This is a genomic window from Paracoccus alcaliphilus (genome assembly GCF_028553725.1).
Classification (GTDB): Bacteria; Pseudomonadota; Alphaproteobacteria; order Rhodobacterales; family Rhodobacteraceae; genus Paracoccus; species Paracoccus alcaliphilus.
Window position 1 is genome coordinate 341,721 of record NZ_CP067126.1, and the last position, 12,552, is coordinate 354,272.

General features: G+C 64.9%; 8 protein-coding genes and 2 pseudogenes. 5 read left to right on the plus strand and 5 right to left on the minus strand.

Translation table 11 applies throughout. The features are described from left to right. Window positions 1–330 precede the first annotated feature (330 nt). Window positions 331–1,416, plus strand: a complete 1,086-nt coding sequence (locus tag JHW40_RS21990) for a glycosyltransferase family 4 protein (protein ID WP_090613243.1) — start codon at window positions 331–333, stop codon at window positions 1,414–1,416. Next, window positions 1,413–2,309 carry a sulfotransferase domain-containing protein gene (locus JHW40_RS21995; protein WP_090613240.1) on the plus strand — a complete coding sequence of 299 codons (897 nt, stop codon included), beginning with the start codon at window positions 1,413–1,415 and terminating at the stop codon, window positions 2,307–2,309. The genes JHW40_RS21990 and JHW40_RS21995 overlap by 4 nt, the downstream gene beginning before the upstream one ends. Before the next feature lie 4 nt (window positions 2,310–2,313). Here the strand turns inward: JHW40_RS21995 and JHW40_RS22000 are convergent, their stop codons facing one another. From JHW40_RS22000 to JHW40_RS22010, 3 genes are read right to left on the minus strand one after another with little or no spacing between them, the layout of a single operon-like run. Further along, window positions 2,314–3,534 carry a glycosyltransferase family 4 protein gene (locus JHW40_RS22000; protein ID WP_170851837.1) on the minus strand — a complete coding sequence of 407 codons (1,221 nt, stop codon included), beginning with the start codon at window positions 3,532–3,534 and terminating at the stop codon, window positions 2,314–2,316. Between the two features lie 2 nt (window positions 3,535–3,536). Continuing rightward, window positions 3,537–4,886 carry a hypothetical protein gene (locus tag JHW40_RS22005; protein WP_211657314.1) on the minus strand — a complete coding sequence of 450 codons (1,350 nt, stop codon included), beginning with the start codon at window positions 4,884–4,886 and terminating at the stop codon, window positions 3,537–3,539. Then, complete coding sequence (locus tag JHW40_RS22010; RefSeq protein ID WP_170851835.1) at window positions 4,873–7,008, minus strand: GumC family protein; 2,136 nt, start codon at window positions 7,006–7,008, stop codon at window positions 4,873–4,875. The genes JHW40_RS22005 and JHW40_RS22010 overlap by 14 nt, the downstream gene beginning before the upstream one ends. Before the next feature lie 248 nt (window positions 7,009–7,256). On the opposite strand from JHW40_RS22010, the gene JHW40_RS22015 reads away from it, so the two are divergent. Both JHW40_RS22015 and JHW40_RS22020 read left to right on the plus strand, forming a co-directional pair. Next, window positions 7,257–8,483, plus strand: a complete 1,227-nt coding sequence (locus JHW40_RS22015; protein WP_090613235.1) for a glutathionylspermidine synthase family protein — start codon at window positions 7,257–7,259, stop codon at window positions 8,481–8,483. 20 nt (window positions 8,484–8,503) lie between these two features. Further along, window positions 8,504–9,085, plus strand: coding sequence for a DUF1190 domain-containing protein (locus JHW40_RS22020; RefSeq protein WP_090613232.1), 582 nt, complete (start codon window positions 8,504–8,506; stop codon window positions 9,083–9,085). An 89-nt stretch (window positions 9,086–9,174) separates the two neighbouring features. On the opposite strand, the pseudogene JHW40_RS22025 reads toward JHW40_RS22020, so the two are convergent. Then, window positions 9,175–10,039 (minus strand): annotated as a pseudogene (locus JHW40_RS22025) (IS5 family transposase). Window positions 10,040–10,106: 67 nt separating this feature from the next. Here JHW40_RS22025 and ligD point away from each other — a divergent pair. Further along, window positions 10,107–11,621: pseudogene (ligD, locus tag JHW40_RS22030) on the plus strand (DNA ligase D); the annotation flags it as partial. Window positions 11,622–11,623: 2 nt separating this feature from the next. Here the strand turns inward: ligD and ku are convergent. Next, window positions 11,624–12,424 carry a non-homologous end joining protein Ku gene (gene ku / locus JHW40_RS22035; protein ID WP_272849125.1) on the minus strand — a complete coding sequence of 267 codons (801 nt, stop codon included), beginning with the start codon at window positions 12,422–12,424 and terminating at the stop codon, window positions 11,624–11,626. Between the last annotated feature and the right edge of the window lie 128 nt (window positions 12,425–12,552).

The window sequence follows — 12,552 nt, forward strand, 5'->3', positions numbered from 1 at the left end:
TTCACAAATAATGCAGTTTTGTGACATAATTATAAACACGGCATGCGAGCGTGGCAAGACAACCGGTTTGGCAAATAACGGCCGCCGCAACTTCAATCTTGAGTTGATGCAATTTCATATACGGCAATTAACAGATGATTTTTGAAACAAAACGGATCGCATCCCATTAACCGGGTGAACCCCTCCATTTGAAATTATCGTGTGCTTCATATTATTCGGATTTGATCGCCTTTTGCGCCGTCGGCCATTTTCATTCGTTTCGATATTCATTCTGGTGCCCCATTTGTCTGGTTTCCTGTTTTCCTGCCGAGATGCAAAGGAGAACGCGTAATGCGCGTTCTCAGCCTGTGCGAAACCGCGATGGGCGGGGTCGGCATCTATCAGAACTATCTGGGCGGTCTGGCGCATGAGGGGCGTCACCTGCATTTTCTGGTGCCCGCGCAGCACAGCTCTCTGATCGACCCCGATCTGGATGTCGTGACCTTTCAGCGCCGCCGCCGGGGGCTGGTCGCGCTGCTGCATATGCTGCTGCGGTTTCAGCAGACGCGGCGGCGGCTTGCGCCCGATATCTATCTGTTTCACAGCACCTTCGCGCTGCTGGCGCTGTTGCTGTTGCGGCTGTCGGGGGATCGCAGTCCCGCCTTCTATTTTCCGCATGGCTGGGCGGTCAGCAACTTTGCCGAGGGCGGCTGGAAACAGCGCGTCGTGCGGGTGATCGAGGGGCGGCTGTCCGGGCTGGCGACCTGCGTGGTCAATGTCTCGACCGCCGAATGCGAGCTGGCGCAGCGGCTTGGCTATCGCGGGCGGATGCGGGTGATCGAGAATGCGGTTCCCGATGTCGCGGATCGCGCGCGGCTGCCCGAACCGATCCAGCCCAACACGCTGCAACTGCTGTTCGTGGGGCGCTTCGACCGGCAAAAGGGGCTGGACCTGCTGCTTCAGGCATTCGCCCGCGCCAGCCGCCAGCGCCCCGATCTGCGCCTGAACGTGATCGGCGAGGCCGTCCGGGGCGGCCACAATCCCAGCCAGCCGCCGCCGAATGTGCAGCTTGTCGGCTGGGTGGATCGCGCCGAGATAGACCACTGGTATCGCAGCGCCGATGCCATTCTGGTGCCCTCGCGGTGGGAGGGCTTGCCGCTGGTCATCCCCGAGGCGCTTCGCAATGGCACGCCGGTCCTGTGTTCGCGGCGCAGCGGGATGGAGCGGCTGGTGACCCCCGGCGCCACCGGCGATCATTTCCCGCTGACGGTCGAGGCGATCGAATCGCTTCTGCTGCGGCTGGATCGCGACGAGTTGCGGCGGATGCGCCCGGCCTGCCGCGCGGCCTATGAAGCCCGTTTCGCCATGACGCGCTGGCGGGCCGAGATCGACACGCTGTTGTCCGAAGACGGCCCCGCAAAGGCCCTTGCCGCATGACCCCCGACTGGCTGCCCAACCTGTTCATCTGCGGCGTGCCCAAGGCCGGGACCAGTTCGCTGCATCGCTGGCTGTCGGATCATCCCGACGCCTTCGGCGCGCTGGACAAGGAGGCGCGGTTCTTCATGGACCCCGGCGGGCATATCCACCGCCCGGATTTCAACATCGCCAACGGACTGGAGGGTTATCGCAGCCAGTTCCCCATTCCCCGGGGCGCCGCGCCACGGGTCATTCTGGATTCGACCCCCGCCTATATCTATCAGCGAACCGCGCTGGATCATCTGCCCGACCTGCCCGGCCAGCCGCGCTGCATCTTCGTTCTGCGCGAACCGGCCAGCCAGATCCTGTCGCTGTTCAACTATTTCCAGAACAACTGGTCATGGATTCCCGCCGGGATGGGCTTTGGCGACTATCTGCGCGCCATCGAGGATGGCAGCCATGATTTCAGCGGCAACGAGCTGGCCCGCGATGCGCTGACCAACGCGGCCTATGTCGATTTCCTGCGGCCGTGGCGCGACCGTCTGGGCGAGGGGCGCATGTTCGTCTGCACCTTCGACGAATTGCGCCGCGACGCGCCCGCCCTGACCCGGCGCATCGCGCAATGGACGGGGCTGGACCCGTCCTTCTATGACAGCCACGATTTCGCCAGCGAGAACGAAAGCTATGTGCCCCGGTCGCGCGGGTTGCAGAACCTGAATATCGCGCTGCGGGAACGTCTGCCCAAAGGCGCGCTGTACCGGGGTTTGCGCGGGGTTTACCGGCGGCTGAACACCACCCGCCCCCCGGCGCAGCCCGACCCGGATCAGCATCTGGCCCGGCTGCGGGACCGCTTTGCCCCGGCCAATGCGGCACTGGCGGCAGAGTTCGGGCTGGATCTGTCGGGCTGGGGCTGAGCCGTCACGCCGCCCGCGACAACATCCCGTCATAGATACCGATCAGCCGGTCGGCATGGGTGGCGGGGGCGACGTGATCGGCCAGCGCCCCCGGATCAAAGCGCCCCAATGCGGGCAGACGCAGCAGCGCCGCCTTCAGCGAACCCGCATCGGGCCGGTCATAGATGATGCCGTTCTGCCCGTCCTGCACCGATTCCGTCGCCGCGCTCCAATTGCCGCAGACGACGGGGATGCCGCGTAAAAGGGCCTCGATCGGCACCAGCGGCTGGCCCTCGTACCACAGGCTGGGAAAGACCAGCGCGCGGGCCCGACCAAGATATTCCTGCACCTCGGCCGGGGTTTTCCAGCCGGTTATTTGGGCGTCGGGATTGGCCTGACGGATGCGTTCTTCCTCGGGGCCGTCGCCCACGAATGTGACCGGCATATCCAGCGACGCTGCCGCCCGCGCCAGTTGCAGCGCGCCCTTTTCCGGCGACAACCGCCCCACAAAGACCAGTTCGCGATTGGCGGCGGCATCGACCCGCGGCCCGCCCGCCTCGACCGGGTTCGAGACGTGATGCAGCCGCGCCGCGCGTGGCAGATAGGGCGCCATGACCTGCCGCTGCCGGTCCGAGATATAGATCACGTCGCGCAATCCTCGCGGCAGCTTGCCAAGCGTCGCGCCCACCGCCCCGCGCAGGACGCGCCAAGCCTTGTGCTCGACCCGTCTGGCATCGCAGTTCGTCGTCATGCAGGACCAGCCCAGGGCGGGGCGGTGGCAGATTTCCTGCCGCCGATAGTCGAAAAAGCCGCCATTCGGGCAGGCCAGGAAATATTCATGCATGGTAAAGACCGAGCGTATCCCACCCCCGGCCAGCGCCCGGCCGATGGCGGGCGACAGCGCCTTGGCAAAGCCGTGGCAATGCAGCACATCGCAACCGGCATCCATTCCGGCGATGACCTCTCGCAGGCTGCGCAGGGCGGCGGCGTTCCAGATGCCGGTGGTCATGGCGCGCAACCGGCTGGGCTCGTCCAGAATGGTGCGCTGGTCAAGGCAGATCACCCGGATGCCCGGATGGTCCAGCAGACCCGAGACCGGCCCGCAGGCGGCAAAGAACAGCACCCCGATGCCGCGATCGGCCAGCAGCCGGGCGCTGTCGATGGCGACCTTGGCCTGCCCGCCGGTGACCGAGGCAAAGTCGCTGACGATCAGCACCCGCCGCACTTGCCTGCCCTGCTGCGCCATCGTCACACTCCTTTGTTTGCCTGCATCGCCGCCGTCAGCCATGCGCGGCGATTGGCGGCGCAAAAGCCGAAAAACAGCGCCAGCGCCGTCCATTCCGCCAAAGAGGGATGGCCGGAATCGCCCACCAGCCAGACCCGGATCAGCGGCAGCAACGGCAGCATCGCCACCCATTCGACCCTCAGCGGCAGATGCCAGAAGCTCGGCGTCAGAAAAATTCGCGCCAGAAAGCGCAGCCATTGCACCAGCACCGCCAGATAAAAGGTCACGACCAGCAGGAAGGGCAGGATGCCGCCATGCAGGAAGGCGCCCAGAAACAGGTTATGCACCGGATGCTCGTCGATCTGCATATAGCCATTGCCCAGCAGGATGGCCTCTTCGATATGGGCCATCGCCCATGCCTGCTGCTCGACCCGGCTGGCAGACGACGAATCCCCCAGCGAGAACCGCGCATTCAGCATCCCATACAGCGGATCGGTGTTCAGCAGCGCGATCAGCCCGCCCACCGCCGCGACACCGGCCAACACCAGCAGCAGCGCCCTCAGGGGCCGGTCGGTCGCGGGAACCTGACGCATCTGGATCAGCCCGACCAGCATCAGCCCCAGTGCCAGCGGCAACAGGACCGAGCGCGTGTTCAGGATCACCATCAGCCCCAGCATCGGCACCATCGCCGCCATCCCCCACAGATCCAGCCGCCGCCTCGTCCCCGCCCGGAACATCGCCAGCGCCACGAACAGCGAGGCCGACACCGCGTTCTTTTCCGACGCAAGGATGGCCAGATTGTCATCGGGATCGCCCGCGACGTTGAACACCTTGCGCAGAAAGGCATAGATGACGAAATTCAGATCACCGCCGAAGAAATGGCCGATCGCCTCGGCCCAGCTGGTGTCGATCTGGCGGCCCAGAAACTCGGTCACCAGCACGAACCCGGCCACGCCAAGAAAACCCGCCGCGCGCATCGCCGCTGTCGGATCGCGCAGCATCGCCACCGCCGCGCCGAAGGCCGCCGCGCCCACCGCAAAGAACCCCTGCCGGACCGGAGAGCCCTGCGCGATACTGCCGTAATAGGCGGGCAGGATCAGCAGGATATAGAACAGGTATGGCACGAACCACGGCCAGCTTTCGCGAAACCAGCCCAACAGCCCCGCCCGCAGACGGGGATGCACAGCAACCCCCGCCATCGCCATCAGCGGCACCGCATAGGGCAGCTTCAGCGCGAAACCCCCGGCGTCGGCCAGCTTCAGCCACTGAAAGGGCAGCAGCACGACCAGCGACAGGACCAGCAGTTTCACGGTCAGGCCCCTGCCCTGCATCGCGGCGCGCGGAAGGACGAAGGCGGGCTCAGCCGGGTGCATGGCGGCTGACCGGCTCGCCGAAATGGCGCGCCTGCCTGCGGTTCATGTCGGTCAGCACAAGCCCGGGCCGCGCCACGCCCTTGAACTGATCCAGCGCCATCGCCACCGCCGCGCGTGGCGTGACCGCCCATCGCGCGACCACGGCCACACCGTCGCAGAACCGCGCCAGCAGCGGCGCATCGGCATCCCCCCGAACCGAAGGTGCGATAACGATCACCAGATCATGCGCCGCCGATACCCGCGCCAGCAGCGACTTCATCGCAGCGCCCGCCACGTCATCCGACACCGCGCTGTCCCATTTGCCCAAGGGCAGCACGGTCGCACCGGGACACCCCGTCAAGGGGTGCTGGCATTCGGCATCGCTGGCGCCGCGCAGCGCCTCGGCCAGTCCGGTCTTGGCTTGCAGGCCCAGCCGGGCGGTCAGCCCGACATGGGTCCAGTCCGCGTCGATCAACAGGACCGAGGCACCGGCTGCGGCGGCGGAACGGGCCAGCGCCTCGGCCAGCGCATCCTCGCCATCCCCGTCCCGGGCCGAGGTCAGCAGCAGCCGCAAGGGCCCGTCGCGCCGCGCCGTCAGGCCCAGCCGCATGCGCAGGCTGCGAATGGCAGCGTCGATCTGGGGCCGACTGGCCCCCGCCCCCGGCACAGCGCCCAGCACCGGCACGCCCAGATCGGCCTCGGCCTGTGCGCTGGACAGGAAGCCGGGACGCAGCGCCTCGCGCAGCAGGGCGGCGACGACCCCCAGCGCCACGCCCAGCAACAGGCCCCAGATCAGCAGCAGCTTGGTCGGCGGATAGCTGGGATTGCGCGGCACGGCGGCTGGCTCGACGATCTCGACCCCGCTGGAGAGATAGCTGATCGTCTCATCCACCAACCCGGTGCTGCCCAGATAACGCTCGTAAAGCGCCTGATAGGCCTGCGCCACGCGCTCCAGCTCGCGCAGCTCGACGATGCTGCGGTTTTCGACGCCCGAGCGGTTGCCCGCCTCGGCCAGGGCCGCCGCCACCAGCGCCTCGCGCGCCTCAAGAGTTTCGACCTCGTGGCCGATCATGCGCACGGTGCGGCCGATCTCGGCGGCCAGTTCGGCCTCGACCGCGCGACGCTCATTGGCGATGGCCTCGCGGCGCGGATCGGTGGCGTTCATGCGGGCCAGTTCGGCCTCGCGCAGCTTGATCTGGATCAGCTTTTCGCGAACGAGGGTGATCAGATCGGAATCCTGAACCTGCGGCAGCGACTGGATATCGCCGCCATCCTCCAGCAATTGCATCGCCCGCTCATATGCCGCCCGCTTTTCCGCCAGCACGGCGCGGGTGCGGATCAGTTCGGCGTTCATCTCGAACAGTTGCTGTTCGCTCAGCGTCGTGCCCGGATCGCCGGAAATCAGCTTGTGCTCGATGCGATAGCTGGTGACGGCATCCTCGGCCCCCGACAGTTGCTGGCGCAGGCTGACGACGCGCCCGTCCAGCCATTGCGCCAGCCGCTCTGCCCGTTCCAGCTGCGCCGCCTGCCGGTTGGCGATGAAGGCGTCGCCCATCGCATTGGCGATCTGCGCCGCCCGCCGCGCCGAGGTCGAGGTCACGTCGATGCCGATCACATTCGTATCGCCCTTGCGGCTGGCCCCGATATTCTTGCGCAATTCCCGCAGCGCATGGGATTCAACCGGCTGGCCGCCCTCGTCCCCACTCTCGCCCGCGCTTGTCGGCAGCAGGCTTTTGACCGCGCCGATGGCACGGGAAATCAGCGAAGGTTCGGACTGGCTGTATTCCCTGGTCGCCTCCAGATCGGCGGCCTCCAGCACGGCCTGCAAAATATCGCGCGATTCCAGAATATAGATCTGGCTTTCCACGAAAGAGGTTTCGTCGCGCTTTGTCTGTTCGGTGGTTTCCAGCGGGCTTTGCAGCGGCGGGTCCGCCATCAGCAACAATGTCGTGCGATAGCGTTTTTCGGTCGTCAGCGCCAGAATTGCACAAAGCAGGACCGAACCGTTCACGAAACCGGCCAATAACCGGCGATTGCGGACCAGAAACGAGGCCATTTGCGACAGGACCGAGGAAAGCTTCAGCTCATCCGCAATCAGATGCTGATTGCTTGAATCGGCATGATGCCTTTCCAAACGCGCCATGAAAATCGAACCCTGATACCAACTGAAATAACTACGGCGCAGGAATTGACCGCGCATTGCGGCTAGTCAAGCCCGATCGGCCCCGTCACCATCCGGTTTCCGGCGGAAAGACGCCGGTTTCACCCATGACGGGAAATGGGGTCACGCGATCCGCCGCAAGGGTCAATTTCCACACCATCCGTTTCACCACCCGCGGCGGGGTGCATTGATGCTGGCGGGCCACGCGCGGCTGGGTTATCAGGGCGGCTATGGAAAAGATCTCTCTGCCCGAACGCCCCGACTGGCGCGATACCGCGAAGGAAGTCGGCTTCACCTTTGCCGACATGCACGGCGAACCCTATTGGGACGAAAGCTCGGCCTATCGCTTTTCGCTGCGGCAGATCGAGCAGGATATCGAGGACCCCGCGACCGAATTGCACGCCATGTGCCGCGAGGCCGTGGCCGGGATCGTGGCCAGCGAGGCGCTGATGGACCGGCTGGGCATCCCCGAGGAACATCGTGATCTGGTCGCCGACAGCTGGCAGCGCAACGAGCCCGAAATCTATGGCCGGATGGATCTGGCCTATGACGGGACCGGCCCGGCCAAGCTGCTGGAATACAATGCCGACACCCCGACATCGCTGTATGAAAGCGCCGCGTTCCAATGGCAATGGCTGGAGGAGCAACTGGCGGCGGGTGTGCTGCCCGAGGGGGCCGACCAGTTCAACGGCATCCACGAGGCCCTGGTCGCGCGGCTTGGCGATCTGTTCGAATCCGGCACGGATCTGCATTTCACCGCCGCCGCCGGCAACCCCGAGGATTACGCCACGGTCGAATCCATGGGCTGGGCCGCGCGCGAAGCCGGGCTGGGCGCACATTACAGCGATCTGGACAAGATCGGCCTCAGCGACGAGGGCCAGTTTCTGGACGCGGAAAACCGGGTGATCGGAACGCTGTTCAAGCTTTATCCGTGGGAGGATCTGCTGCGCGACGATTATGCGCGCCATATCAAGGGCTCGGGCTGCATGTTCCTGGAACCGGCATGGAAGGCGCTGGTCTCGAACAAGGGGCTGCTGCCGGTGCTGTGGCAGATGTTCGAAGGTCATCCGAACCTGCTGCCCGCCTTCTTTGCCGATGACGTGGCCGATGCGCTGGTCGCGGGCGGCAGGCCGGTGCCCGCCGTGGCGGCGGCCTTTGACCGCGCGGCGGAACAGATGCGGCGCGGCCATGTGGTCAAGCCGATCTTTTCACGCGAAGGCGCCTCGGTCAGCATCGTCGAGGACGGCACGGTCACCGAAGCCTCGCCCAGCAACGATTATGACCAGCATCCGCGCGTGGTGCAGGCCTATGCGCCGCTGCCGGAATTCGACGGTTTCCGCCCGGTGATCGGCGCATGGATCGTGGGTCACGCCTGCACCGGCATGGGCCTGCGCGAAGACCGTTTGCGCATTACCCAGGACCTGTCCCGTTTCAAACCGCATTTCATCGCCGACTGACCCGAAAGGGGGATTCAGACATGAGAAAACGCTCCAGAACCGTAGCCCTGACCCTGCTGGGCGCCGCCGCCTTTACCGTCGCGGGCTGCCGCGAGGAACAGGTGGATGCGCAGGCTTTCCCCGATCTGGCCAGCTGTCAGGCAGCGGCATCCTCGGGCGGCATGTTCACCGCCGCCGAATGCGATCAGGCCTTTGCCGAGGCCGAGCAGCTGCATGTCGAATCCGCCCCCCGCTATGACAGTATCGCGGTCTGCGAGGAACAGCACGGCGCCGGCAATTGCGGCAGTGAAAGCGAGGTCAGCAGCGGCGGATCGGGCAGCATCTTCATGCCGTTGCTGGCGGGCTATCTGATCGGCAACATGCTGGGCCGCGCGGGCGGCGGAATGGCGGCGGCGCAGCCGATGTACCGCACGCCCGACGGCCGTTTCACCAATGCGACGGGAACCAGCGCCTATTCGTCGAATGCGGGCCGCGCGCAACTGGGCAGCCAGCAATTCGCCCGCCCCGCCGCAACCGCAGGCAGACCGCCGATGACGGCTGCCACCGCAGCCTCTCGCGGCGGGTTCGGCAGCACCGGCGGATCGCGCGGCTTCGGCGGCTGAGGATTTTCGCCCGGAGGGGGCTTTGCCCCTGTCGCGGCGCTGTTGCGCAAATCATCTGGCGACCGCAGTTCCCCTTTCGCCGGACACACTTATCCCATTGCCACAGTGACCGGGATGCCGATTGCCGCGAAGCGGTTCATGACCGTCGCGCGGATCTGGACCTCGGCAACCTGGCGGTCGAAGTCCCGTGACATCAGCCGCAGGCCGAGCCGCTGCACTGCGGGCAGCGATAGCGTCATGGCAGGCCCGTGTATCGCAGGCACCGTCGGCCGTGACCGTGGCGATCTCCTCGTCCGCCGGGATCTGGGCCAGCAGGTCCGGCAGCATCCCTCGCCGGTTCATTCGAACCGGTGGCATTCACCGGCTCGATATCGCCGACATTGCTTGACGTGACTTCCACCGCCCGGATCTCGAGCGTTTCCTCGTCGATCCCGAGATGGATCTTGCGCCGCGAGCCATGTCGGCCACTGGTCCGAGGACCATGGCGAGCCCTTCGTTTCGAGCCGCCATGCTTGTGCGTGTGCCACTCTCCTTCGCCCTCCACCCGCTGCTGTCGACGAGCAGGTGCAACGACCCCTTGGAACCGCGAAATGGAATGACGACCTCCAAGGTCTTCTGCCGACGGGAAAGGGTGCTGAAGTCCGGCACAGCCCAGCCGAGCGCCGAGAATTCCAGAAGGCTTGCCACGAAGCCGCCTCGCCATGGTTGCTCGAACCGGTGGCGCAACATGGCTCGATCTGGCAGTGCGGCAGGCCGAAGAGAACCTTGATGGTCAGGCGGGCCTAGATCGCAGCGTCGCTGCAGGCTTTCTGGCGGCCACGCCGCCCTGACGGCACTGCCTCCCACTAGCATCAAGGGAGCGAACCGGACGGTCAGAGATCCGCGCTGCCTCAGCGCTTGGTTATACGCGTGCCAATTGGTGGTCTTGTAGGTCGGTTTCGGCGGTCTGCCCATGCCATTCGGCTACTACATTGGATTCCCAAAGTGAATCTCAGGCCTCCTTTGTGCAACAAGGCCTTTGTATGTGTTCGATCTGCTCTATCTCGACGGATATGATCTGCGCAAAGCCCCGTTGAGCGACCGAAAGGCGGCTTTGGAAAAGCTGCTGGACGCTGCTCCGGTGACGTTGCGCTACAGCGACCATTTCGATGAAAGCGGCGCGCTGGTTCTGCGCCATGCCTGCCGGTTGTCGCTGGAGGGGATCGTCTCGAAACAGTCCGATGCGCCCTATCGCTCAGGGCGCGGCAAGGGCTGGATCAAATCGAAATGCTCGGCGCGGCAGGAATTCGTGGTGGCGGGTTATGTGCCCTCGACCGTGTCGGACAAGGCCATCGGCTCGTTGGTGCTGGGTGTTTACGAGGATGGGGCGTTGCAGCATGTGGGACGGGTGGGCACTGGTTTTTCTGTCAGGGTCGCCGAAGAACTCCATGCCAGCCTGAACAAGCTTCGGGTCAACAAAAGCCCATTCGCGCAACCGCTGACCGCGACCGAAGCGCGCAAGGTTCGCTATGTCCGCCCCGAACTGGTGGCCGAGGTCGAGTTCCGGGCATGGACCGCCGACGGTCATCTGCGCCATGCGTCGTTCCGGGGCCTGCGCGAGGACAAGCCTGCCGCGGAAATCGTCCGCGAAACGGCGGGCGTGAAGGATGCGCCCGCCAGGCCCCAACGCCGTCGCGTTACGCTGACCCATCCCGACCGCATCTATTGGCCGGATGAGGGCATCACCAAAGAGGGGCTTGCGGATTACCATGCCGAAGTCTGGCCGCTGATCGCGCCTTATATCGTCGGGCGCCCGCTGGCGCTGCTGCGCTGCCCCACTGGCATCGGGGGCCAGAAGTTCTTTCAGAAGCATGCGTGGAAAGGGATGAACAAACATATCGTCCCCATCCACGATCCGAAGGACAAGAAGGGCGCGCCGCTGATTTCCATCACCGATCTGGACGGGCTCATGGGGTTGGTGCAATCCGCCGCACTCGAAATCCATCCCTGGGGTACGACCATCGCCGATTGGGAACGACCCGACACGATCACCATGGACCTCGATCCCGGCGAGGGCGTCGAATGGCAGGCAGTGATCGACGCCGCGCATGAGGTGCGGCAGCGGCTGGAGGGCGCGGGGCTTGCGGCTTTTGTGAAAACCTCGGGCGGGAAAGGGCTGCATGTCGTCGCACCCCTGAAACCCAAGGCGGGATGGGCGGCGGTCAAAAGCTTTGCCAAGGCCATCGCCGACAGCATGGCCCTGGACAGTCCGGAACGATATGTCTCGACCATTGCGAAATCGAAGCGGCGCGGCAGGATCCTGATCGACTATCTGCGCAATCAGCGAGGCTCGACGGCGGTCGCTGCGTGGTCACCCCGCGCCCGGCCCGGCGCTGCGGTGTCGATGCCCCTGGCGTGGGAGGAACTGGCCCCCGATATTGGCCCGGATCATTTCACGGTCGAGAATGCGTCCAACCGCCTTGCGGTGCTGAAAGCCGATCCGTGGCAGGCGTTTCGTTCCGCGGAAACGCCTCTGGAGACGAAGCGCAAAGCCTGACGCTACTTCTTTTTCTTTGCCGCACCGATGCTTTTGCGCAGGGCATCCATGATGTCGATGACATTGTCCGTATCCGCCTTTTCAGGCGCTTTGGTCCTGACCCGCCGTTTGGGGCTTTTCTTTCTGGCTGCGATGATGTCCAGCAGTCGCGCCTGAACAGGGTCATCCACCATCGAGGGATCCCAGGCCACCGTGCGTTCGTCGATCAGTTTCCGCATCAGCGTCATCAGCCGGGATGGGGGCTTGTCATCCGTGCTGTCGTCGAAATAATCGGCCTCGTTGCGCAGTTCGTCGCCATAGCGCAGGGTCCACAGCGTGATCCCCTTGCCGCGCGGTTGCAACATGACCGCCCTTTCCCGGCGATACATCACCAGTCGCGAGATGCCGACGGTCTTCGTTCTGGCCATCGCGTCGCGGATGACGGCAAATGCCTCTGCGCCGATCTTGTCGGCGGGCGTCAGGTAATGGGGCTGGTCATACCAGACCCAGCCGATGGAATCCGCCGGCACGAACATGTCGATATCGATGGTGCGGGTGCTTTCAAGCGCGACCGCCTCGATGTCCTTGTCGTCCAGCATGACATAGTCGTCCTCGCCCCGGGGATAACCCCTGACCTCGTCATCCTCGGCCACCGGTTTCCCCGAGATTGCATCGACATACCGACTGAGGACACGGTTGCCGGTTTTGGCGTTCAGCGTGTGGAAACGGACCTTCTCGGCCTCGGTCGTGGCGGGCATCATCGCCACCGGACAGGTGACCAGCGACAGTTTGAGATAGCCCTTCCAATAAGAGCGCGGTGCCATGTCGGGATCCTTCGCGGGGGGCGCAGGAAGGGAACGGAGGACGTCGCCGATGGTTCCCCACGCATCGCGTCGGGAACATTCCGGGCAAACGGTTGTTGCCGGACCTCCGAGGAGTCGCGATCCCCAAC

Coding starts and splice junctions, on each gene's coding strand:
- JHW40_RS22000 (WP_170851837.1), bottom strand. CDS start 3,534: ATGGCGCAGCAGGGCAGGCAAGTGCGGCGGGTGCTGATCGTCAGCGAC.
- JHW40_RS22005 (WP_211657314.1), bottom strand. CDS start 4,886: ATGCACCCGGCTGAGCCCGCCTTCGTCCTTCCGCGCGCCGCGATGCAG.
- JHW40_RS21995 (WP_090613240.1), top strand. CDS start 1,413: ATGACCCCCGACTGGCTGCCCAACCTGTTCATCTGCGGCGTGCCCAAG.
- JHW40_RS21990 (WP_090613243.1), top strand. CDS start 331: ATGCGCGTTCTCAGCCTGTGCGAAACCGCGATGGGCGGGGTCGGCATC.
- JHW40_RS22015 (WP_090613235.1), top strand. CDS start 7,257: ATGGAAAAGATCTCTCTGCCCGAACGCCCCGACTGGCGCGATACCGCG.
- JHW40_RS22010 (WP_170851835.1), bottom strand. CDS start 7,008: ATGGCGCGTTTGGAAAGGCATCATGCCGATTCAAGCAATCAGCATCTG.
- JHW40_RS22020 (WP_090613232.1), top strand. CDS start 8,504: ATGAGAAAACGCTCCAGAACCGTAGCCCTGACCCTGCTGGGCGCCGCC.
- ku (WP_272849125.1), bottom strand. CDS start 12,424: ATGGCACCGCGCTCTTATTGGAAGGGCTATCTCAAACTGTCGCTGGTC.